Source organism: uncultured Methanobrevibacter sp. (assembly GCF_902769175.1).
Taxonomy (GTDB): domain Archaea; phylum Methanobacteriota; class Methanobacteria; order Methanobacteriales; family Methanobacteriaceae; genus Methanobrevibacter.
In genome coordinates this window covers 1-24,183 of the sequence record NZ_CACXNW010000032.1, presented here as the reverse complement: position 1 = coordinate 24,183, position 24,183 = coordinate 1, and the positions used below count along the sequence as shown (strand labels likewise).

17 protein-coding genes and 1 pseudogene are annotated in these 24,183 nt (G+C 31.2%); 5 read left to right on the top strand and 13 right to left on the bottom strand.

Translation table 11 applies throughout. From position 1 onward, the window contains the following. Positions 1-257 precede the first annotated feature (257 nt). Entirely contained in the window at positions 258-2,762 is a 2,505-nt protein-coding gene (locus QZV12_RS11195; protein WP_295621815.1) for a hypothetical protein, read from the bottom strand. Positions 2,763-3,066: 304 nt separating this feature from the next. On the opposite strand from QZV12_RS11195, the gene comD reads away from it, so the two are divergent. Both comD and comE read left to right on the top strand, forming a co-directional pair. Continuing rightward, positions 3,067-3,558: a sulfopyruvate decarboxylase subunit alpha gene (comD, locus tag QZV12_RS11190; protein ID WP_295621812.1), complete on the top strand. Its 492-nt coding sequence runs from the start codon at positions 3,067-3,069 to the stop codon at positions 3,556-3,558. A 37-nt stretch (positions 3,559-3,595) separates the two neighbouring features. Then, entirely contained in the window at positions 3,596-4,135 is a 540-nt protein-coding gene (gene comE, locus QZV12_RS11185; RefSeq protein WP_295621809.1) for a sulfopyruvate decarboxylase subunit beta, read from the top strand. A 347-nt stretch (positions 4,136-4,482) separates the two neighbouring features. Here comE and hdrA read toward each other — a convergent pair whose 3' ends face one another. From hdrA to QZV12_RS11145, 8 genes are all read right to left on the bottom strand, one after another. Further along, entirely contained in the window at positions 4,483-6,792 is a 2,310-nt protein-coding gene (gene hdrA, locus QZV12_RS11180) for a ferredoxin:CoB-CoM heterodisulfide reductase subunit HdrA (protein ID WP_295621806.1), read from the bottom strand. After that, positions 6,782-7,729: a ferredoxin:CoB-CoM heterodisulfide reductase subunit HdrB gene (hdrB, locus tag QZV12_RS11175; RefSeq protein ID WP_295621803.1), complete on the bottom strand. Its 948-nt coding sequence runs from the start codon at positions 7,727-7,729 to the stop codon at positions 6,782-6,784. Before hdrB ends, hdrA begins: the two co-directional genes overlap by 11 nt. Beyond that, positions 7,726-8,325 (bottom strand): ferredoxin:CoB-CoM heterodisulfide reductase subunit HdrC, encoded by a 600-nt coding sequence (gene hdrC, locus QZV12_RS11170; protein WP_295621800.1) that lies wholly within the window; start codon positions 8,323-8,325, stop codon positions 7,726-7,728. Before hdrC ends, hdrB begins: the two co-directional genes overlap by 4 nt. Positions 8,326-8,733: 408 nt before the next feature. After that, a complete protein-coding gene (locus tag QZV12_RS11165) occupies positions 8,734-9,987 on the bottom strand; it encodes a methanogenesis marker 16 metalloprotein (RefSeq protein ID WP_295621797.1) in 1,254 nt (417 codons plus the stop codon). 119 nt (positions 9,988-10,106) lie between these two features. Beyond that, the gene (gene comA / locus QZV12_RS11160) at positions 10,107-10,877 is read right to left on the bottom strand and encodes a phosphosulfolactate synthase (protein ID WP_295621794.1); all 771 of its coding nucleotides are present in this window, start codon (positions 10,875-10,877) and stop codon (positions 10,107-10,109) included. A gap of 223 nt (positions 10,878-11,100) precedes the next feature. Continuing rightward, the gene (locus QZV12_RS11155) at positions 11,101-11,817 is read right to left on the bottom strand and encodes a UPF0280 family protein (protein WP_295621791.1); all 717 of its coding nucleotides are present in this window, start codon (positions 11,815-11,817) and stop codon (positions 11,101-11,103) included. A gap of 420 nt (positions 11,818-12,237) precedes the next feature. Next, positions 12,238-13,059: an MFS transporter gene (locus QZV12_RS11150; RefSeq protein ID WP_295621788.1), complete on the bottom strand. Its 822-nt coding sequence runs from the start codon at positions 13,057-13,059 to the stop codon at positions 12,238-12,240. Continuing rightward, positions 13,059-13,289: an MFS transporter gene (locus QZV12_RS11145; RefSeq protein WP_295621785.1), complete on the bottom strand. Its 231-nt coding sequence runs from the start codon at positions 13,287-13,289 to the stop codon at positions 13,059-13,061. The genes QZV12_RS11150 and QZV12_RS11145 overlap by 1 nt, the downstream gene beginning before the upstream one ends. Before the next feature lie 1,286 nt (positions 13,290-14,575). Between QZV12_RS11145 and QZV12_RS11140 the strand changes: the two genes are divergently transcribed. The 3 genes and pseudogenes from QZV12_RS11140 (at position 14,576) to QZV12_RS11125 (ending at position 21,281) form a co-directional block, all read left to right on the top strand. Then, positions 14,576-19,003 carry a SpaA isopeptide-forming pilin-related protein gene (locus tag QZV12_RS11140; protein WP_295621781.1) on the top strand — a complete coding sequence of 1,476 codons (4,428 nt, stop codon included), beginning with the start codon at positions 14,576-14,578 and terminating at the stop codon, positions 19,001-19,003. Positions 19,004-19,497: 494 nt separating this feature from the next. Further along, positions 19,498-20,459, top strand: a pseudogene (locus QZV12_RS13750) (bile acid:sodium symporter family protein). A gap of 228 nt (positions 20,460-20,687) precedes the next feature. Then, positions 20,688-21,281 carry a stage II sporulation protein M gene (locus QZV12_RS11125; RefSeq protein ID WP_295621772.1) on the top strand — a complete coding sequence of 198 codons (594 nt, stop codon included), beginning with the start codon at positions 20,688-20,690 and terminating at the stop codon, positions 21,279-21,281. Positions 21,282-21,574: 293 nt separating this feature from the next. On the opposite strand, the gene QZV12_RS11120 is transcribed toward QZV12_RS11125, so the two are convergent. From QZV12_RS11120 to QZV12_RS11100, 4 genes are all read right to left on the bottom strand, one after another. Next, positions 21,575-22,318, bottom strand: a complete 744-nt coding sequence (locus tag QZV12_RS11120; protein WP_295621769.1) for a hypothetical protein — start codon at positions 22,316-22,318, stop codon at positions 21,575-21,577. A gap of 173 nt (positions 22,319-22,491) precedes the next feature. After that, positions 22,492-22,776 carry a hypothetical protein gene (locus QZV12_RS11115; protein ID WP_295621766.1) on the bottom strand — a complete coding sequence of 95 codons (285 nt, stop codon included), beginning with the start codon at positions 22,774-22,776 and terminating at the stop codon, positions 22,492-22,494. Between the two features lie 171 nt (positions 22,777-22,947). Continuing rightward, the gene (locus QZV12_RS11110) at positions 22,948-23,076 is read right to left on the bottom strand and encodes a hypothetical protein (RefSeq protein ID WP_295621764.1); all 129 of its coding nucleotides are present in this window, start codon (positions 23,074-23,076) and stop codon (positions 22,948-22,950) included. A 405-nt stretch (positions 23,077-23,481) separates the two neighbouring features. Continuing rightward, positions 23,482-23,829 carry a hypothetical protein gene (locus QZV12_RS11100; RefSeq protein WP_295621758.1) on the bottom strand — a complete coding sequence of 116 codons (348 nt, stop codon included), beginning with the start codon at positions 23,827-23,829 and terminating at the stop codon, positions 23,482-23,484. Positions 23,830-24,183: the final 354 nt, after the last annotated feature.

Genomic DNA, 24,183 nt, shown 5'->3' with positions numbered 1-24,183 from the left:
TTTCTATAATAATAGATTGTACTTCATTGTATATAAATTTAAAGGAAAATAAGTTAAGAAAAATGTGGGTGATGGTCCTAATCGTGACACACTCTCTATATGTTTTGTTTAATATTTTAATTTTTGGGATTTTATGTCAGATAAGATAAAATAATTTTTGTTTTAGAATGTGCTTTTTTGGGGTTTTTTTCTAAAAATAGAATTTAATAATTTTGATTTAGAAAAATACTAAATCAAAACTATTTATTTTCATATGTTTAAAGATAGTCTGGTATAAAAAGAGGTACACCTCCCTCTCCAATAACTATTCCTCCCTCTCCAATAACTATTTCATTTTCAGCAAATATTATCGGGCAGTTATTATGTATATATGTTCCAAATGCTCCTGCACCCATACCTGCAATTACACATCCTACAACTATCATTGAAAATGCTCCTACTGCATCAAAGTTTAAGTCATACACACTTGTGCAAATAAAATATGCTCCAAAGGAACCTACTGCACCAGCTACAATACCTCCCAGAATTGCTCCTAATACTGGAGAGCCTACAAGTGACCCGACTCCCCAGGCAAGTGCTGAAGCTGAAAGGGTTAGCAATAGAGATAGTCCAGTTCTTTCAGCTGCACTTAATCCTTCAACATAAACCACATATCCATCGCTGCCCTTTATTTGTGTACCATTGATTTCCACTATGCCGTCATTTGCATTGCAGATATTATCTCCTTTACCATATGCATCATTGTTATTAAATGTGCAGTTGAATATTTCCAGGCGTCCCTGATTGAAGATTGCAGCTCCATGCTTACAGTAATTATCTGAAAAGGTACAATTTGTACAAACGCAGTATCCTGCATTACATATTCCAGCTCCATAATCCTTTTCAATCCAATAATCCATTCTATTGTCTTTAAATTGGACATTAGTGCAAATGCAGGCTCCTCCTAAATTTCTAATTCCCATATTGAAACCTTTAATGGTTAAATCAGATACCATTAATATAGAGGTTTCACTATTCAAATCAGCCCATTTGTATTTATCATCGTCATATGTATCCACTGAGATAGATGAACCGTTTCCCTTTATCATCACAAGATCGAAATCATTTTTAGAAGGTTTCCATGTTGATTTGGAATTGAAAGTGTATTTCCCGGCAAATTCAACATTCAAGATCTTATAAATTGTTTGGTTAGTTGAACATGCCAAATCCTTTTTCAGAATATTCAATACATATTTTTTAGATAGTTCATTCGGTTTAAATAGATTTACTGGGAAAACGTATAATATATCAAATGAACTCTTTTTCATTGCTTCTTCATACTCATTCTGATCATGGACTACCACATTTTTAATCAATGTGTGGTTATTTGTATAGTCCCCATTCATTGCTTTGCTGAAGACATCCTCTATTTTTGTAAGATTTGAAAAATGGTAAGATTTAATATAAGCAAGTCCCTTTCCAAAGTCTATAATGAAATTCAAAATAAAATCAGTTCCATTATATTGCTTTAAAAAAATAATATTCTCATTATAATAGTACAAACGACCCATTATACTCATATATAAAATTGGAATAAGGTCTATTTCCTTATCACTTACCCATGTCATACATGATTTTTTTAATTGACTTATGCTAATGTCAACTGTTGAACCGTTAACGTAATATTTTTTGAAATCTGTGTAATTTAGACAATTTCCAGTGAAAGTCTCATTGCCAAAGACATTATCATAGAAATTGCAGTTTCCTAATTGGTCTGTAAAAATTGTTTCATAGTTTAATCTGGAAAATGAATTGTTGAAAATGCAATTGGTAATTGAATTGTCATGTCCCATAAGATAAATTGCACCGCCAACGGTATATGCAAAATTGCTTTCAAAGAAGCTATTGTTGATTAGACCGTAATCTCCAGTCCAAAAAATTGCACCGCCTCTATAAGCCTTATTTCCAGAAAATACGCAATCAGAAATTAGGCCATAATCTCCTGCCCACCAAATAGGGCTTAAATCATAATTATACTTGTTATTGTGGTAAAACCCATCGATAAATGTTAAATTGTAAATCTTTATATTATGTCCAGTTACATAAAAGATTGCAGAGAGGTTTCTGGCATCAATTATATGTCCATTACCGTTGATCACTATATTGTTAGTATCTATTGTAATAGGAAGATCGATGAATTTTCCACCTTCATAGTTATAGTAATCCTTATCAATATCAAGTGTATCTCCAGGCTTAAGATTCTTGATTTCCTTGTCTAAATCATCAAAAGTAGCTGAAGCATCATCATCTTTTGAGATATTTTCATCAATCATTGTATTTGTTATTGTTTCGTTGTTTAAATTGTCTACAATAATTGAATTTGAGATTGCTTCGTTGTTTAAATTCTCTACAATAATTGAATTAGTGATTTCTTCGTTGTTTAAACTACAATAATTGATAGTATTTGTGGTTTGTATATAGTCTAAGGTGTTTTCATTATTTGCATTTGATAATACATCTTTAATTGTATATTGGTTTGCATCAATATTCGTGGACTTGGTGTTCAACTCGTTGATTTGGTTTACATCATTGTTCGTGGACTTGGTGTTCAAGTCGTTGATTTGGTTTGCGTTATTGTTTGTGGAGTTGGTGTTCAAGTCGTTTATTAAGTTTCCATCATTATTTACAGATAAATCGTCTACGTTATGTGCATATGCACATGAAGTGCTAATAAAAAGTAGCACCGCTAAAAATATAATAAAGAATTCCATATTCTTTAACACTACTTCAATCCTCCTTCAGTGGTTGCTTAAAGCAATTTTTCTTTTTTATTTTAAAAGCATCCATCACTTTTAAAATTTCTAAATTTTCTTTCTCTAATCTTAACTATAATGGAATCATTATTTAAAGTTTTTCGAATGCAAGTACTTGCTTGCTTTTTTATGGAATTCTTTAAAAATTAACTGATGATTTTTTGTTTAAAGTTAATTAGTTTATTATTATATAATAAAGAATTCTTAAATTTCTATTAAGTATAAATACTTTTAAAACAAATTAATTTAACATAGAAAAAATTGAAGTGATATGATGGATAGTACAGAACCTATTTATAAAGGACTTAAGGATATTGGAATAGACTTTATCGTTAGTGTTCCTTGTGTTAATTTATCCAAATTATTAAATGATGTAGATGAAGATGAAGATATTATTCATGTTCCGGTAACTCGTGAAGAGGAAGGAATCGGAATATGTGCAGGTGCTTATCTTGGAGGAAAGCGCCCAGCAATTTTAATGCAGAATTCAGGTCTTGGAAACTCAATAAATGCATTAAAGTCATTAACAGAATTGTATGGATTTCCACTTATTATGGTGATGAGCCATAGGGGAACTGAAGGTGAAGGAATTATCGGTCAGGTTCCTATGGGCCAGTCCACTCCTAAAATATTGGAAGGGATGGATTTTAAGTATTTCAAGCCATCCAATCCTGAAGAGGCATATGAGAACATTTCAAGATCTTGGGATTTGTCTGTTGAAGAGGGAAAGCCAGTTAGCATACTTTTGGAGATTAGCTATTGGTGATTGTCAAGTGTGCTGTTAATTAATATTTGGTGATAATATGGCAAGATATGAAGCTATTAAGGATATAATGGAAAATATAGAAGATGAGTTGGTTGTTTGCAATATTGGTTTTCCATCAAGAGAATTGTATGAGATTGATGATAAGGATAAGAACTTTTATATGATTGGATCAATGGGTCTTGCATCTTCTATTGGACTTGGGCTTGCTTTAGCTAAGCCAGATAGTGATGTTGTTGTTATTGATGGTGACGGTTCTCTTTTAATGAATATGGGTTCACTTGTAACTGTTTTTGCTAATAATCCATCTAATTTAACTTGGATTGTAATAGATAATGGAGCATATGGCTCTACTGGAAATCAAGATACCTATGCACAGAAAATTGATTTGGTAGACATTGCAAAAAGCGTTGGATTTAAGAATAGCTATGACTTTAATGATATTGACTTGAAGGAAATCATAAAAAGTGAGAATGCAAGCTTTATTGTTTATAGGACTGAAGCAGGTAATTCTAAAGCTCCAATCATTGATTTGGATCCAGTATCAATTAAAAAAAGGTTTATGAGTTCTCTTGATTAATTAGAATGATTTAAATCTTAAAAATTAGTTTTTTTATTATTTTTTTTAGAAATTATTTTTTAATTATTTTAATTGAAAATAAGTTCTTTTTATTTTTTTAATAAGTTAGTTTTAAAAATTAGTTTTAATAAGTCATTTTAATAAGTTAGTTTTAAAATTTAATTTTAATAAGTCATTTTAATAAGTTAGTTTTAAAAATTAGTTTTTATAAGTCATTTTAATAAGTTAGTTTTAAAATTTAATTTTAAAAGGTATTTTATTATAAATTAGTTTTAAAAAAAGTAAAAAATGAGATAATTTTTATCTCATTTATTTGTTTTATTTTTATATATTTTATTTATCTTATTTTACTTGCCGCTTTCATCCAATTTTGCTATCTTAGCATCAAATTCATTGAACTTACGTGCGAGACCTGAGAAGTATGGGATGTAGACTTTGGAAAAGGTTAATCTATTTGGATCTTCACCTAACTCTTCAATTCTGTCTTTAACTCCTTGGATTTTACGTTCCACTTCATCGTACATCAAGTCTCCAGGGAATTCTCCAATAAATACGCCGTCTGCTCCATTTTCAAGTGCATATCTAATATGTCTTGGCCTTACGCGATTAACTGATATGACTTTTATAATATGTATTGATTCTGGATAAGACAATCTGTTGACACCTATATTGTCTGCTGCAGTATAGCCTATATTGTCTAAGAATACTAAAATCATACGTTCTCCTTCTTTCTTATTAGACAATATTCCTTTCATTGTTGCAAAGATCTTCTCATCAATATTACCGTTTACAGTAATTGCATGCTGTTTGCATCCTACAAGACATTTACCACAGCCTGTACAGCTCATTGGGTCAATATAAATCTCATCATTTTGTATGCTCATTGATTTGTATTTGCAACGATTGATGCATTCTCCACAGACTGTACATTTTTCAATATCGATTTGAGCGATGAATGGCTCGATTTCCACACCGCCATGATTATATTCTGAAACCTTTGATGCAGCTGCTGTTGCCTGCATGATTGAATCTGTAATGTCCTTTGGCTCATGTGCAGTTCCGCAAACGTAAATTCCTTGAACATCAGTTGCAACTGGCTTGATTTTTGGGTGGGATTCTTTTATGAATCCATCTTCAGTGGTTCCTAAGTTTAGGATTTCAGCTATTTCATTAGTTCCTTCAGATGGTTCCATTGCTGTAGATAAAACGACTAAATCCGCTTCAATTTCAATGAATTCTCCATTAAGTGTGTCCTCTGTTCTAACAACAAGATGGTCTCCTTTTCTGACCACTTCTCCTGGACGGCCTCTTAGGAATCTAACTCCATTTTCCTGTGTGTGCTTAAAGTATTTCTCAAACATTCCCGGAGTCCTTACATCAGTGTAGCAGATTAGAACATCAGTATCAGGATTCTTATGCTTAATGATATTTGCATTTTTCAATGCTACTGTACAGCAGATTTTAGAGCAGTACTTATGTCCATCTGGATTTTCATCCCTTGAACCTACACATTGTATCATAACAACACGCTTTGGAACTTTGCCGTTTGACCTTAGCAATTTTCCTTTTGTAGGGCCATTGACTCCTGTAATACGTCCTAATTCTGACTGTGTTATAACATCTCTGAAACGTGTGTATCCATATTCCGGACGTTTTTCCATATCATATAGCTTATGTCCTGTTGCCACAATGACTGATCCAACTTGAAGAGGAATTCTTTCAGCCTTTCCTCTAAGTTTTATTGCTCTCATTGAACATTCCTTAATACAATTTCCGCATTTTATGCAGTTGTCCATATCTATTACATATGATTCAGGATAGGATTGTCCAAATGGTCTGTAAATTGCTTTTCTCATAGATAGGTTGTCATTCCAATCATTTGGAACTTCAACTTCACAGACTTCAGCACATTTTCCACAGGCAATGCACTTTTCTGTATCAACATATCTTGGAGACTTTTCCAATATTAGGTTATATGTTCCTGCTCTTCTTTTAGCTTCAATGACTTTAGTGTTTGTCAAGACCTCAATATTCTCATTCCAAACAAGATCATTCAATATAGGGTTCAAAAGGCACATTCCACATTCTTCAGCAATCTTCACTGGAGAGAATACCTTTCCTATCTTTGCCATATGCCCCCCAATTGAAGGGGATTGTTCAATGAGGGTAACCTTTGTTCCTTGTTTTGCAAGAGATAGTGCAGCATTCATTCCAGCTATTCCACCTCCAATAACAGCCACTTCTGTAGGTGTTTGGCAGTATATTGGGTCTACAGCATCTGATTGCTTTACCTTTTCAATTGAAGCATTTATTAGGGATATTGCTTTATCTGTTCCCTTTTCATTATCAGAGTGGACCCATGAACACTGTTCGCGGATATTCGCCATATCCATTAGATAAGGGTTTAAAGGCTTTATATAATCCTGGAAGGTCTTTTCATGAGATATTGGTGAACATGCAGCAACTACAATCCTATCAAGGTCACGGTCAAATATTGCATCACGTATGAGTTTTCTTCCATTAAGTGAGCATAGGTTTTCAAATTGACCAATGAATTCAACATCCAATTCTTCCCTTACCCTATCTAAATCAACAGTGTCTGCAATGTTTCCTCCACATTCACATAGGAATACTCCAACTTTTAAATCATCTCTCATTTTTAACCTCCTTCAACTCCTTAATGACTGAATCTATAGGTACAGTATGAGCTTTAACCCCTATTACCTTATCGAAATCTCCTCCCATAGCAATAGCGAGGAATTGGGTAATGTTTAAGTGTATTGCATTAAACTTTCTTCCTTCCCTTTTTGAAATCAAGTCCTGATATCTGTCAAATTGGATATGGCAATTTGGACAGAGATGAACCAAAATGTCAACATCCTCATCTGCAATTGCATTCATCTTATCTGCTGTAGCAGTAAATGATAAGTTAGGGTTTGAGTATCTTTGTCTAAATCCGGTTCCACAGGTTGCCCTTTTGTGATCATACCATCCGATTGTCTTGCATCCGCATTCTTCAATCAATTCATCCATGATATTAGGATCGCGAACCCCTCCAATGGTGTCTTCATAGTGTACCTTGCAGTAGTGGCATCCATGGTGGGTAGCTATTGTATAATCACTTAAATCATATTTTATATGCTTTTTGATTTCATCCTTTTTTGCATATAATATGTCTACAACATGAAATATGTTTTCTGTTGGCTTTAGGTCATTCTTCTCATATTTCAAATGGCCTAATCCATTTTCTTCAAATAAGTTATTAATATGATTCCTTAATTTGTCCTTTTTATTCAGCAATTTCACTGACTTCTTGTTGATTGCATAACATGTTGCACACATCATCACGAGGTTTGGCCTTCCCATCTCTTTTGCTATCTTAAAGTTTCTTGCTCCAATTGCAGATGTGTCTATTTGGTTAAATACATCTGAATAATGTCCAAGTCCAGTGCAGCATGTTTGCTTTGGTGAAATTGCATAGTCAATGCCAAGTTTGTCAAAGACGAATTTGGTTGATGCTTCAACGCCAGGGTATTCTACACTTACAAGGCAGCTTCTAAATAAAAGGATATCTTTTGTTGGCAAATCCTTCATTTTTCAACCTCCTCTGATGCTCTTATTCTTTCAATTTTAGATTTAAATCCAGTTATTGTTAATATTTTGCTCACTTCATCAATTACTTCCTCAGAAGGCATCAATGGATCCAATTCCAATTCATTTCTGATTTGTTCAAGATTTTGTCTAAATTCCCACCATCCAGGTACATCCTGGTCAATATCTGGGAAAAATCTTTCAGGTATTGCACCAATTGCTGCAGTGAAATAGGAATCTGCAAATCCTAAGTATTCATACAGCTTATCATAGCCAATTTCTTTAGCAATAGCTATTTGCTTTAAGATTTGATTAACTTCACATACGCTGTTTCCTACAGGGCAAACGCTATGGCAAGTGTAGCAGTAAAAGCAATTCCATAGGTTTTCCTCATTAGGGATGCTTTCGTCTCCAGCTAACACCCTTTCAATGATGTCACGTGGGTTATAGTCGCTATGACGTGCTGCAGGGCAAGTGGATGTGCACATTCCACATTGCACACATTTTAGCACTCCTTCATCTTTTGAATTTTTAACGTCATTAATGATTTCAATCGCAAAATCTATTGGTGAATCATTAAGCTTTTGTTTAAATGTCATATTTTAGTTTCCTTAGGGTAATTTTATTTAAATTTTTTACCTTTTTTAGGTTAATTTATTTAAATATGAAATATTTGCCTTTCTTAGGCCTATTTTATTTAAAAAGCCAAATATTTATTATTTGGCTTATTTTATTTAAAAAGCCAAAATTTATTATTTGGTTTATTTTTATTTAAATGCTAAATTTTTGCATTATTTGGTTTATTTTTATTTTAAATGCTAAATTTTTGCATTATTTGGTTTATTTTTATTTTAAATGCTAAATTTTTGTATTATTTAGCTTATTCTTTTTTTAAATTGCTAAATATTTCCTTTTTAGCTTAATTAATTTATAATTTGAATATCAATCATTTCATTGAAATTTTATGGTTTGAATTATTTTACAATTTTTTTTTTTATATGATATTTTTATAATTCAAATTCCTTATTTTCAATCATTTCCTTTAATTTTAAAGATAGCCTATTGGCTCTTAATCTATCTGACTGTCTGCAGATAATAGGAATATTAACTTCTTTTCCATTTATGGTCAAATCCACATTTCCAGTATTCATGTCAAAGGCATCATTCTTACAATAGCTTGCACACATTCCACAACCGAAACAGTAATTGAAATCAGGCTTTTGCTCTTTAAATGCATTTGTAGGACATATTTCCTCAACAATACATTCGTTGCAGCTTGAACATTTTTCCTTATTGTATTTTGGTCTTAAGTCATGGCCTGTCCACATCTTATCGTAATCTGTATTGTCAAGAGGCAAATGACGTCCCTTGATATCTGCAACAGGCAAATCAATATCCTCATCACGAATTAGCAAATTATTGTAAATCTCTTCATTCAATACAGGAATTGGAATGGCTACTGTGTCATAGACCTCTCCACCTTGTCCTGTCTTAAATCCTCCTAGATAATATGGATCCATTTCTCTTAAATCTGCAGAGAGCATTAAGTTAGGCTTTTCAGCAGAGGAACGGGTTCCATCTCCTAAAATATATCCTATTGTGCCATTCAATAGGACTTTAGTTCCTTCCTTGATTACATTGTGAGGTATGTCATTTTGAAGAGGATTCCAGTCACCACATCCTGAAAATGTCAATCCTCTAAGGTTTTCTTCCAATGGAATTGCTGAAAAGATTGATTTTACAGACTCTTCATTTGGATTTGTAAATGCAGTATAGTTCTTGAATGCCATTCTTGAGCCTATTATCTGTCCTCGGATAATGTCGTCAATGGTAATTGTATTTTCAATGGTCTTACCCTCTGCACTTTCAACTCTAACGTCAATATCCTTTCCTTCAAGGATTTCCTTAAGCAAGAATCCTCCTCCATATGATTCGTCATATATTGAATGTGTAGTTCCATGAAGTATCACATCAACTGACCCAAGCCATTCATTTGGACATGGTCCTGCATATGCAGGGACACCGTTTAGATAAACCTCGTTAGCTCTTATGAATACTCCAGGATCTGAAACAACGAAGTTAAGAATAGCCGCAGTACCGCTCATAACTCCACAGGTTCCACAAGTTACAACATCCACTTCATCAAAGCTTGGAGCATTATCATTTTTTATTAGTTTTTTAAACTCTTCAACAGTGAAAATATTAGCTTCACCGGCATTGATTTTCTTGTTTATCTCATCAATAGTTCTGCTTTTAGTCATTGAATACAACCTGTTTATTTTTTATTATATTTTTATTCAATTAGAATAATTTGATTTATAGTTAATTAGTTAATCGATACAATTTCTCTAATGCTAAATGATTTTTTATTAAAATTTCATTATAATTTTCCTAATGTGTCTCCTCTTAAACCTTGCCTTAAGGTTTCGAGAGAAGTTATGTCTTCACTGGAAATGTTTCCTAAATTGACTCCATTACCTAATTTCAATATGAAAAAGACTTGCTGGTCCTTATTTGGAGCTTCCCAGAGAATCTTGTTTCCATCAAAATTATCTAAGATATAATCAATTTCATCTTCCTTTGCATTTCCTGATTTGTCAAAGATTCCAATATTCTTTCCACCTTCCCTTGCTTCAACGATAATTAGGGAAGAACCTGCCTCCAATTCCTCTTTCATGTATTCTATTCTTTCATCCAAACTAAGTTCCTTATCCAAATTAGGGTCTTTCTTTCCTACTTCAGACAATACTTCAAATCCATTTTCCTTTGCAAGCTTAATGCATTTAACCTTTTCCTCATGGGGAATGCTGGTTGATCCATCGGAGATTTCTATAGCTGGAAATCCCAAATCATGAGCTTCCTTAAAGAATTCTTCAAGCTTTTCATTCATGTATGCAAGTTCAAACAATGTTCCTCCAGTGTATGGAGTGATTGAATGAGACTTATACATTTCAACTTTCGCTTTAATGATTTCTCTATCATGTACAATGGAGGTTCCCCATCCGAATTTAAGATAGTCTACATATTCTCCAGAGATGTCCATTAAGCTGCTTGCTGTTTTAAGTCCTAAACCTTTGTCTAAAACCATGGTTATTCCACTGTTTCTAGGTTTGGACTCTCTTTTTTTAGATAAAAATTCAAATGATTTCAAAATATCACACTTGTTATATTTTTTTTGCTTTATATTTATATTACTTTTCTCATTATTAATATTAACTATTTATATAGTTTTTATTAACTATTTTATATAGTTTTCTTTAAAAAGAAGTATTTTTAATTCACCAAATTCGAATTGTAATAGTAAATTTTTGTTTTTAGTAATAATTTAAAAATTTTAGAATTTAAAAAAAGATGTTTTTTTTTTTAAGTTTGATTTAAATATTCATATCAAATTCATGTGTTTCAACTATTTTAGGCAATCTTCCTATAGTTCCCACATTCTCATCTGAAATTATCAAAACACCATCAAAAAATTCCTTGTAGTTTTCTGATGTCTCTAAGGCATTGTTTACTTTATCTTCACTGTTTTCACCTATGACATCATTAGCTATTCTTGTTGCAAGTCCATCTGCAAGTGAAGGTGATTTTGACAATACTGTAACGCTATCAGATAAGCCAAAACTGATTGAATGACCGATCTTTCCAGAAGAAGTGCATATTCCAAGAGGCTTCTTTCTGGCTTTTATTTCAAATGCTATGCTGTTGCCTAAGATTGGATTATTGGAATAGATTCCACATAATGCCTTTTTATCATTGATTATTGCAATGTCCCCTCCATTTTCAACGATTGAATATTTTGAATCATGTTCAATCAAATAATCTAATGATAGCTGGGATATGCTCCCTGCAACACATGCCATAGGCCCTACATCTGCATGATTAGATGATTCATACATCAATTTTACAATCTGAGGCAAGTTCTCATCATAGACCTTCACAGGTTCGATTGATATTAGAAAATCTTGATTTTGAGCAATATGCCTTTTTAAATCTAATCTCAATGAATGTATATGCTGCCTTAATCCATGCTCTTTGATATCAGTTGTTAATCTTATATGTGTTTGGTCTAAATTTATCTCCTCTCTATGCATATGTAATAATTTAATTTATTGATTATTTAAACTTTTTAAATTGGACAAATTTTTATCTTATTTAAAAAAAATAGTTATTAATCAAGTAAAAATCAGTATAAAATAAAATAAATTTGGGGCTGTTGAAAACCTTTTTTAAAAATTTATTTTAAATCTTTTTAAGAGTTATTTTTAAAAATTTATATATAAAATTATAGGATTTCAACAAAGCCATAAATTTCAATCATTGATTATTTTAAAGTAGATTTAATTTCAATCATAAAAATCATCATAAAATAGAATTAAATTCCATCATTAAAATTAGTATAAATATCATTAAAAAAATAAGAATAAGATATTATTAAAAATTGTGAGTTTTTAATAATATATTATTATATTTTTTTTAATTTTTGTTGGCATCTTATTAATCTTAGGTCCTTATTATTTGGCTGCTGGGGCATTTCTGACAGGTGTTTGTTTTTTATCGAAAATAGGATATTTCCTAACTCTATACATTACAAATGGAAATGCCATCAGGAATAATGTTATTGAAGCAACAAATATCATGTATATCATATCCCATTCTATCAATAGTCCTCCTAGGAAAATTCCAACTGACCTATTTAGATTATTGGTGAAAAGGTAAACTCCATTTGCAAATTCCTGTGCCCCTTTAATGGACGAGCTTATCCAATATTGAGATATTGTGTGCATGGATCCATCTAACATTCCAAAGACAATCAGCAATACAAATACATATGCAGATACTTTTACTTCAAGACCTAATAGAAAAATTACCGTCATAAAAACGATTGGATAAACTAATACAGCCAGGTTATTTCTTTTATGAATTAAATATCCGAAAAGGCTTGTTCCTACTATTGATGCTATACCATTTGCAAATAGGAATATGCATATCATTTCATTATGCACATTAGTCAAATCGAGCAATATGATTGTGAAATAATTATACACAACACTTACTGCAACTCCAATAAATAGGATAAAAAGAACTGAAATAATGAATTTATTGGTTTTAATGCATTGCATTTGAAGATTCAGATCTTTTTCATGTCCTTCCATTCTTGGGAGGAAAGCCTTAATCACTGCTAAAGCAAGCAGATTTATAAAGAATATCCAAATATTCACTGCCTGATAACCAAATCCCAAACCAATGTGGGTGGAAATGGAAAGGCCTAATATCGTACCTGAAGACACTCCCAAAATAACTTTATTTACATCATTTGGGGATATTTCTGACATCATTTCAAGGCAATACTGATGGCAGATGAATAGAAAAATGCCGGCACTAACCTAACAATCAATGCAAGGTAAAAGTTAGTTATGAATATTTGTAAAAAACCACTTATCACAAAAATCAGAGAAGCAATTATGAAAAATCTTTTTCTCTCAATATTCGAAAAATAAGATGGTAAGAACAAACCTGTAACAGCAAGAATCAGTGTAAACAAACTTACGAATGTGCCTGCCATCGTCAGAGAAACGTTAAAGAATCGAGCAATTTCATTAATCACTCCAACTATACTTAAAAATGACGATAGGGCAAATGCCAATAAAAATAATGAAAATATTATTTTCTTATCCATACATTACTTCCATATATTTTATAATATTCAATTTGGTTAAAGGACTTATTAGTTAAATAATTTAAGGTCCTTTTAAGATAGTTCTTTGTCATCATATATAAACTTTTTTAAAAAAAATAGATTAGGGGCTTTATTTTTGGATTTTAAGATGCAAGTGAGTACTTACATTCATATATCACTTATTTTAATCTTTAATAAAGTTTTAAAGGTGTAAGTGAGTACTTACATGCTAAAATCTTTATATATTGCTTTTAATAAACTAAAAAGTAAGAATAATAACTTTGTTCTTAAAATCAAGGAAATAATATTATCAATACTCATAACATAAAACACTAAAAATTGATCTGTTTAAATTTTCTTTTTATATATCTCAACCATTTATAATTTATAAGATTGGACTTATTATTCTTATCTCAACCATATTTCTAATTTTCTAGTTTTTCACATTCATTTTTGAGTTTTTTCTGCTATTTTTAAGTATTTCCGCTATTTTTTTATGTGCTTGTGCTATTTTTTTAAGTTTATCACTATTTTTTTTAGTGCTTCTGCTATTTTTTTAAGTTTATACTATTTTTTTTAAGTTTATACTATTTTTTTTTAAGTTTCTCACTATTTTTTTTAGTGCTTCTGCTATTTTTTTAAGTTTATCATTATTTTTTTTTTTAGTGCTTCTGCTATTTTTTTTAAGTATATCATCATTTTTTTAGTGCTTCTGCTATTTTTTTTTAAGTATATCATCATTTTTTTAAGTATTTTATGTATTTTTTTAAGTTTTTCAGCTATTATTTTTTTATTAAAAAGTTACTGTTTAAAAAATTTAATATATATTTGTATGTGGTTATGAATTTTCATCAATTAAATGAATTTTTTTTAAAAAAACTATTTTTATATATAAATTTATATATAAAAACTTAATAAATAAACGAAATCTTTATATATAATGTATAACAAATATAATATTAGTATGATGTAATACTTTAATTTTTAAGCATTTATTCAATTATGAATAATCAATATGTTTAAATTTTATGGGGTGTTTATTTTAATAGAATAAAAAATTGCTTTTGTGCAATTTTTTTTTTATTTAAAATTAATATTTCATTTATATTCTAAAAGATTCATTTTTAGTATATTGTATTTTTCGCATCAATATTGTTTGGAGAAATAAATTTATGGAACTATTTGGAAAGAGAAATTTTGTATTTTTAATGGCTATATTTCTTTTGTTGATGATGGTTTCATCCGTTAGCGCTATTGATGCTAATGATGAAGGTGTTATTGATGATGGATTAGCTGTTGGTACATTATCAACAAGTGATGCTTCAGTTTCACAAGAAATTGTAGCTGATCCTGCTGATGATTTAGATATGTATTCTGATGATGCTGGCGAGAAATTGTCCTCAGAAGTAATTAATGATAGTGACGATTCAGGATCAGATCTCGACAATGCAGAAGAAAAATTATCTATGGAAAATACTGTTGATGACTCTTCTAAAAGTGTGTTGAAAGCAAGTTCTGAAGGTGATGACATTCTTAAAGCGGATGTCACTGTTTATGTAGGTGGGCCTGGCGGTTATTCTACATTTCAAGCAGCAATCAATTCTTTAGAATGCAGAACTGATCATTATACCATTATTATACTGAAGGAACCTATACTGGATGGAAATCACGAAGTGGATGTGAGAAAAAACAGTTCTTCTTACCCTAATTTCGCTTACTTAATGATCCGTGCTGAAGAAGGTGCTGAAGTAGTCTTTGATGGTCAAAATACCTATACCTTATGGAACATTCTCTCTAATAATGTCCATATTGAAGGCATACAATTTGTTAACGCTAAACCTCGTGGAAATTATAGTGGTGTGTGTTTATCTATTGATGCAGACCATTTTTCCGCTGAAAATTGTAATTTTACAAACAACGGAAACAAATATCCTTGGGGTGGAGCAATACATGTTACCACAACATCAAATGACCTAAACTTTACCAATTGTTACTTTGAAAACAATACTGCAAATGTAGGTGGAGTAATCCGTGCTGAAAAGCGTGCTCATGACATATACTTTAAAGATTGTACTTTTATAAACAACGAGGCAGCATCTCACGGAGGTGTTGCATGTTTGTTTGGTCATTATGTTGGATTTGATAACTGTTACTTTGAAAACAACAGTGCTCCTTCATCTGGAGCTCTTCACTTCCACAATGACGATTCCTATGTAAACAACTGTACCTTTATTGGAAATAAAACTACAGGTGGTGGAATTGAAAGAACAAACGGTTATGGTGGTGCTGTAGGTTTAGTATACACTACTGATAATGGTGTATCTATTAACAATTCCAAATTCTACAACAACACTGCTGTCGTTGATGGTGGTGCTGTTCAAATTATTGGTGGAGGCAGCAATGCTGAAATCTTTAATTCTGAATTTGACAATAACGTTGCAGAATATGGTGGTGCTGTCAGTATCGTAGGTTCAAACACCGATATAGAAAATGTGACATTCATTAACAATAATGCTACATTATTCGGTGGTGCAGCTTATATCATAGGATCCAATACTCATATTGTAAATTCAAAATTCGATTCAAATAATGCTATTCCAGATGAAGAGCAAATAGATAAAGGATTAGGTGGAGCTGTTTATATGGCTGGTGCAAACGGTCATGTAACAGATTGTAACTTTACTTACAACACTGCTCGTAACGGTTCTGCTATCTATGTAAATCCTAGTTCCTATTATGCTGAAAACTACATTGACGGATGCGATTTTGATGAGAACCAAGCTTGGAGTTATTGGTTGCCTATTTACTATAACAATGTAACTGAAACAATTGATACTAACTTAACTGGTGGTAACAATATTTTGAATGCTATCTATAACAATGGAAGCAATAGACGCATTTATATAGATGGCGACAACCCTGTATTAGGTTGGGAAAATTCAAAAAATGGTACAATCATGTACCAAGATGTACGTGAAGTAAACCAAACCATTGTTACACTTATTTACGACAGACAAGGTAATCTTGTATTCAATGAAACAAAGATAACCAATATATCCGGTAGTGTTCACTATGATTTAGGTGAAGACACCATCAATTGGTTCATTGTTAACATGACTCACTTAGAGGATACTTACTATAAGGAAATTACCAACATTACAGCAATAAACATTCATCCAGGTTTAGATATCAGTGATGTAATTATGTATGAAGGAAATTCAAGTCCTCAAACAATGTACATCGTTTTATCTGATGAAAGCGGTAAGCTCTTACCTAAACATGGACCTGTTTACATTTATGTTGAAGTTGATGGTAATAAAATTCCTCTTGGAGCATTCATGACAGATATGAATTCAATGATTATCTTCAATGAAAGTACCATATTCAAAACATTGAAAGCAGGAACTTACACTACTGGTGCCAACTACACTTACCAGTACTACAATAGCACTACCCATAAATTTGTCAATAAGACAATCACTGGGGAAGGTAAATTAGAAGTGCTTCCATATGCTTGGAATCTAACCAAAATCATCATAGAAGTAAATGGTGAAGTATATACCGAAGGAATGACTATCAAATTAAATGATATCCTCACCTTTAACATTACAGTTTCCAATGGAATGGACATTCCATATAGCTCAGTTAAAATCATTGATGCAAATACTGACGGTTTAGAATATCAAGAAACCGTAGGATCAGAATGGACCTATAATGGTGACAATTCCTGGTCCTTAAGTGAATTGGCTGCTAATACCAATTCAAGTTTAATTGTAAAATTCAAAGCTACTAAAGTAGGTGAATCTATTAATGTAGCTAATGCATCCATTTTGGATGGTTTACAAAACAAATCAGCTAATGTAAGTTTCAAAGTCGGTGCAATAAACTTAGAAATTACTAAAAATGCAGATCCTGCTGAAGTATCAGTTGGAGATGAAGTAATTTTCACCATTATTGTAAGAAACAGTGGTGATTGTGATGCTACTAACGCTGTTATTACTGATGTTTTAAATGAAGCATTTAATTACGAATCTGGTGGTGACAGTTATGATGAAGCTACACGTACTGTAACCTGGAACATTGAAACAATCAAAGCAGGGGAATCTGCAAGCGTTGTTGTTTATGTAACCGTTAAATATGTAGGTGAATTTAACAACACTGCTGTAATTATCTGTGATGAAAACAAGACTGAAACCAATGATACCGTCCCAATCACTGTTAATCCTGCTCCATCAGCTGTAAGTGCTGATGATGTAACTGAAGTTTATGGTGAAGAAATCAACGTAAAGGTTTCCAGCGAAAACGCTACTGAAGTAGAATACAAAGTCATTGATAAAGATGGCAATGTTGTTGCTGAAGGTACTGTTGATGCTAATGGAACTTTCACTGTAAATGATTTAGACGTAGGTGAATACACTGTCAACTTAACAACTGTTGTTGACGACAACCACGAGTCTATCACTAATTCATCTAAAATAACTGTTACTCCTGCTGGCTCATCTGTCAGTGCAGAGGATGTTACCATTCACGTAGGTGAACCTGCTGTAATTAAACCAAGCAGCGAAAACGCTACAGGTGTAAAATACACTATTACCGATAAAGACGGTCAAGTTGTCACTAGAGGTCAAGTAGCTGCTGGTGAAGACATTACCGTAGATGGCTTAGAAGCTGGTGAATACACCGTCAATTTAGAAACTCTTGTTGACGATAATCACAAAGCTAGCGAATCTACTTCTAGCATAACAGTTAAAAAATTAAACATTAATATTGTTGTAAACAATTATGTAACCACCCCTGGTACTGAGGTAACTGTGGAAATCACTGTTACTGATGAAAACGGTGATCCTGTAACCTGTCAATTAACCGTGGAAATTTCAGATCCTCAATCTACTGACAGTTTACCACCACATGCAGTCAGTGCTAATGGTTTAGGTTCTACAACTACTACTGTAGATGTAGATAACGGAAAAGGTAGCTTAACCTACTCTGTTCCTGAAGATGCTGAAGACGGTACAACTTATGTTGTAAATGCTAAAGCTGAAGAAACACCTAAATACGAAGCTGGCGAAGGTACTGGGTACATAGATGTTAAAAAATACAAAACAACAACTACTGTTTCAAATGCTACTGGTGAACCTGGACAAGAAGTTACTCTTAAAGTAAAAGTAACTACTGAAGATGGAACTCCATTTAATGGTGATGTTGTTGTACAATGCCCTGACGGCACTAATAAAACCGTTACTGTTACTGACGGTAAAGGAGAGTTCACTTGGACTATTCCTAAAGATGCCGAAAATGGTACTACATATGAATTCACTGCAATATTTGATGGTAATTCAACATACTACGCATCTAATGGAACTGGAATTGTAGATGTAGTAACTAAGGATAATCAAACCGACAATAAAACAAATGACACAAATGACACACATGTCGATCCTGTCGATCCTGTTGACCCTGTCGAACCTGATAACACTCCTAAAGAAGTTACTCCTGAAAAAGCAGTTCCAGCCATGGCAAAAACTGGTAACCCATTAGTTGCAGTATTAATTGCTTTTATCTTTTTAGGATTAGGTTTAAAACGTAAAGAAGATGATTAAACAGTTTAGGAGATTTGTTTTTTATCTCCTTTCCATTTTTATTTTTTTTAACATTTTTTTTATTTTATTCTTATTTTGACTATTTTTTAATATTTAATGCTAATTTTACTATTTTTAATTGATTATTTGTGTTTTAACATTGTTTTTGTTGTTTTTTAATTGATTTTTTGTGATTTTGCATTGTTTTTGTTCTTTTGTGTTTTAAGATTGTTTTTGTTGTTTTTTAATTGATTTTTTGTGTATTTGCATTGTTTTTGTTCTTTTTGTGTTTTAAGATTGTTTTTGTTGTTTTTTATTGATTTTCTTCATGGACTTTAATTTCTGTTTTAAATTTATTCTATTTTTAAAAAGTTTATTATACTGGTTTTGATTATATTCTGATTGAATTAATTTCTTTTAAATCTTTTGAGTTTAATCATTTATTTAAAAATGCTAATTTTTAATTGCCATTTATATAAAAGTATATATAAGTATATATAACAAATATTAAAGGTATGAAAAGACTATTCAAATGGATTGAAAAATATTTCTTTATAATTATTCTAATTGCAGTAGCAATTTCTCTAATTATCCCACATTCTTTTGATTGGGTTTTAGAAGAGTTTATGGGAATAAATATAATAAATGTTCTATTAGGCATAATCCTATTTGGAATGGGTACAACTTTGAAATTGGAAAATTTTATAAATGTGTTTAAAAGACCTAAAGAAATCATTATTGGTGTTTCTGCACAGTATTTATTAATGCCTCTCATTGCATTGACCCTTGCAAGTATATTTTCACTGAATGAGGCTTTAACCGTTGGACTTGTTCTTGTTGGAACAGTTCCTGGAGGTACAGTATCTGATGTAGTGACTTTCCTTGCAAAAGGAGACTTGGCATTATCTGTATCATTAACTGCAGTTTCCACAGTATTTCACCAATTTTAACTCCAATCATTACTTTAATATTGATTGGAAACCAGATTGCATTTAATCCTGTGGATATGTTTGTTTCAATTGTTCAAATTGTAATCATACCGATAGGCTTAGGATTGCTTCTTAATTATAAGTTCCCAAACTTTTGTGAAGAGCTAAAGAATTATTTGCCTACATTGTCTGCAGTTGTAATTGCAATTATTGTTGCAGGAGTAATCGGTCCAAATAAGGCAGCTATCATTGAATCATCTGCTGTAATTCTAGCAGTGATTGTATTGCAATATTTCATTGCTATGGGCTTAGGATTTGTTGTAGGATACTTATCCGGAATGAAACGTAAGCAAATGATTACTATAGCTATTGAGCTTTGTTTCCAAAATTCTGGATTATCTACAAGTCTTGCAAAAACACATTTCCCTGCTTTGACTTTAGCGACAGTTCCTGGAGCTTTATATTCAGTATGGCAAAACTTTGCAGGATCAATCCTTGCTTATATATTTACTAAATATTTCCAAGATGCAGAGGATTCAGATATATAGATTTCAATTAATTAAAAAATTATTCATATGTTAATTGCTTAAAAATTTGAAATAATTTAAAAAAGTTATTCATATGTTAATTGCTTAAAAATTTGAATTAAATTTAAAAAAGTTATTTATATGATTTTTGCTTAAAAATTTGAAATAATTTAAAAAAATTATTAATTGTGCCTTTAGTTGTTAAATTTAAAAATTATTAAAAAATTAATTAAAAAAGAATTGATTATTATGAAATTAATAGAAGAAGGATTTTTACAAAGAAACAAAGTAGTTTTAATAATTGCTTTGGCATTATTTATTTTCCCTGCATTTTTAGGTGCAGCAGTAACTTATCAGAATATGGGCAGTAATTATGGGATGATTTCTCAAAACCTATATCATTTGTCCCAAACAGGCCATCCATCTCCTATTCAAGGAGTTGATGGAGTTGAAATCTTTTTCCATAATCTAAGTGTAGACCTTATGGTTGTTCTTGGAGGATTTTTATTCTCAATCATTTCAGTATTGTTAGTGGTTTATAATGGTTTCATTATAGGTGCTCCATTTGGTACTGATGTATTGTTTGCATCTGTTTCAATTCTCCCACATAGTATTATAGAGTATCCTACTTCAATATTCACACTTGCAGCTGCATTTAACATAACATTGCTGGAAGTAAAAATGATAAAAAATAGAGCTTTTAAATCTGTTTTAGAAGAAAATAAGGTAATGTTGAAAGATATTTTAGCACTGGTTATTATTTCCGTTATCTTTTTAATCGTTGCAGCATTTATTGAAGGAAATCTAACTGTACCTATTGTAAATTGGGTATATGGATTTTAATTAAAAATTAGTTTTAATATTAATTTTTTCTATTTTTTTTATTTATTATTTTTAATCATTAATATTGGTTTTTTTTCTATTTTTTTTTATTTATTATTTTTAATCATTAATTTTGGTTTTTTTTCTATTTTTTTTTTATTTATTATTTTTAATCATTAATTTTGGTTTTTTCTATTTGGCAAATCTAAACAGGAATTCAGTATTTTTAAAAATTAAAAATTGTAAGGGAATTCATAGAGATAAAATATTAATTTCCCCTACAATCTGTTTAAATTCCTATTACTCATTTTCAATCAGTTTTGTGTAAATTTCCATTTTCCAGAGAACTTATAGTCTTTAGAATCAAATTCTATTATTGTACCGCCTTCAAATTCAATTACTCCATTATATGTTCCTTGATTTACAATATTTTTAATGTTTGTTGATTTTATTGGTTGATCAATTTCTAGACTATATACCTTAGCACGTTTAGACACTTGTTTTGCTACATCATGGGAGACTGCACTATTTTTACAACAAGGACCTACCATTGCTGCACCAACTACTCCCTCTTCTATACCAAATGCAACAGTTCCACTGATAATGGATATTGCTGTATTTAATCTGTTGAATGCTAAATTATATTGGTCTGAAGTAATTGCATAAGCTGCATAACTTCCAACACTGCCTCCAACAATAACACCTGTTGCAACTCCTACTGCGATTCCTACTGCAACATTACCTCCGCTTAATAAAAAACCAAGGGCACCTGCTGTAACTCCTAATAATATTGTTCCAACACCGGCAACAGTTGTAATTAATGAAGAACTTAAATCAGATATGCTTTTAACATATTTTACAGTTCCTTGTGTTCCATTTACTTGTTCACCATTCATGAATACTTTTCCATTGTCTACATTTAATATGTCGTTTCCTGTTCCATATCCTGTGTTTTCATTAAAAATACAGTTATTTAAGTACAATTCTCCTTGGCTGAATATTGCACCGCCGTTTTTTGCATAATTATTGGTGAATGTACAATTATTACATATGGCCATGCCGCTATTGAGTATGCCTGCACGTCATCTCTTTCACAAATCTAATCCATTTTGTTGTTGTGTAATGTTACATTGTTTAAAATGAATATTGCCTGATTTATGATTGCTGTGTTGAATCCTTCCACTTTAATGTTGGATGCTGTTAGGATATAATTTTCATCAGCGGTGATGGCTTATCTAAATTCTTCACGAGCTTTGGTTTCAGCATGGATTGTTGAGCCGTTACCATTGATATTAATTATATTGTATCCTAATTCCTTTAGGTTCCAACAATATGTGGAATTAATTTGAAGAGGTTTTGCAAAAACGACATTTAATGCCTTTGTTTGATTTTCACAATTAATATTAAACATGCTTGGGATAGATTTCTCTTTTGTAAAGATTCCTCTATAATCCTCTGCACTATTGATTACAACATTTGCAATCTGCCTAACTGAAACTGTATAGTTTTGAGTCAATAGGGATTTATATATGTCATTATAGTCTTTGATGTTAAACGTATATGTTTTGGATATACTCTAATCCTTCTCTTTCACCTCTACGAAGGTCAGTATAGATATTAAATGCAAAATAGCCACTCTTATTATTATATTCATAGTAATAGTTATGGTACTCGTCTCTTGCATTACCTAAACTAAGGCTTTATAAATCATTGGAATCATGTCTATTATTCCGCCCATTTTTAAGATACCTACACTTGCAAAATAGCTATAATACAAATAGTTTACATCAATATTAGACTCATTACCATCAATCACTGGAATTAAGTTGCCAATGGTTGTAATATTGTTAATTGTAGGATTTTTCCTATTTCTATTAATGTATATTGCCTCTCCTGACAGTTTTGATGAGGAATTGATAAATCAGGAATTGCTAATTGTGTTGTTTATGCCTCCTATGTAAATTGCACCTCCAACTCCATGTGCAAGATTATCTTCGAAGAGACAATTATCGATAATTCCCTCATTTCCCATCCAGCTTAATGCTCCACCATTTACAGAAGTGTAATTATAAAAATTACAATTGGAAATAGATCTTCCATCACCACTCCATGAAATAGGGCTATTTACATATTTGATAAATGTAGGAATCTTCTATTTGCATAGTTCCTTTTGGTTGGGAGTTTGCAAATGTCAAATTATGTATTTTTACATTATTTCCCTTTACATTAAATATTGAAAAGTATTGTGATGGGCCTCCTGCATCTTGGCATGGCCATTACCGTTAATGGTCACATTATCCTTATCAATGTTTATAACATGGTCAAAAGAAGTATCAGTGTTCTTTCCACTAAATGAATAGTCATTGTTCAGTTTGTATACATCTCCAGGATGAAGATTTTGGATATCTGAGTTTAATTCATCAAAAGTACTTGTATTATTAGGCTCAAAATTAATATTTGATCCATCTTCAACTGTTCCATTAATATTATCAGTTGCACAAGAGAATGATATAGTCGTAAATAAACAAAAGCATAATATTGTCGCAATTATTAATTTCTCATAATTCATTTCTAAAGTCCTTCCATATTTTTTTAATTAAAATAAGATAATAATAAAAATTATTTATTTAGTTCAATATTTAATTCATGGTTTTCATAATTGAAATTAGAAAAAAATAGGCTGTAAAATTTTATAGGTTTGATTTTAATTTTTCAGATTTCTTTATAAGTAAAAATTAATATTATGGTTTTTAGCCAAACTTTTTTTTACAAACTGAGAGGGTGTCACAAATTTAAAAAAAAAAATCAAATCCATGACCCCAAATTTTTTTTAATTTTTTCCAAAATCCCAAAAAAAATCTTTTACTTTTTTTCTTATGAATTGGATCTTTTGTTCATTTTCATTGAATATTCTTTTAAAATT

Bases quoted from the DNA above. Each gene is read 5' to 3' on its own strand.
- comD (WP_295621812.1), top strand. From the start codon at position 3,067: ATGGATAGTACAGAACCTATTTATAAAGGACTTAAGGATATTGGAATA.
- comE (WP_295621809.1), top strand. From the start codon at position 3,596: ATGGCAAGATATGAAGCTATTAAGGATATAATGGAAAATATAGAAGAT.
- hdrA (WP_295621806.1), bottom strand. From the start codon at position 6,792: ATGAGAGATGATTTAAAAGTTGGAGTATTCCTATGTGAATGTGGAGGA.
- hdrB (WP_295621803.1), bottom strand. From the start codon at position 7,729: ATGAAGGATTTGCCAACAAAAGATATCCTTTTATTTAGAAGCTGCCTT.
- hdrC (WP_295621800.1), bottom strand. From the start codon at position 8,325: ATGACATTTAAACAAAAGCTTAATGATTCACCAATAGATTTTGCGATT.
- QZV12_RS11165 (WP_295621797.1), bottom strand. From the start codon at position 9,987: ATGACTAAAAGCAGAACTATTGATGAGATAAACAAGAAAATCAATGCC.
- QZV12_RS11155 (WP_295621791.1), bottom strand. From the start codon at position 11,817: ATGCATAGAGAGGAGATAAATTTAGACCAAACACATATAAGATTAACA.
- QZV12_RS11150 (WP_295621788.1), bottom strand. From the start codon at position 13,059: ATGTCAGAAATATCCCCAAATGATGTAAATAAAGTTATTTTGGGAGTG.
- QZV12_RS11145 (WP_295621785.1), bottom strand. From the start codon at position 13,289: ATGGCAGGCACATTCGTAAGTTTGTTTACACTGATTCTTGCTGTTACA.
- QZV12_RS11140 (WP_295621781.1), top strand. From the start codon at position 14,576: ATGGAACTATTTGGAAAGAGAAATTTTGTATTTTTAATGGCTATATTT.
- QZV12_RS11125 (WP_295621772.1), top strand. From the start codon at position 20,688: ATGAAATTAATAGAAGAAGGATTTTTACAAAGAAACAAAGTAGTTTTA.
- QZV12_RS11120 (WP_295621769.1), bottom strand. From the start codon at position 22,318: ATGGCCATATGTAATAATTGTACATTCACCAATAATTATGCAAAAAAC.
- QZV12_RS11100 (WP_295621758.1), bottom strand. From the start codon at position 23,829: ATGAATTATGAGAAATTAATAATTGCGACAATATTATGCTTTTGTTTA.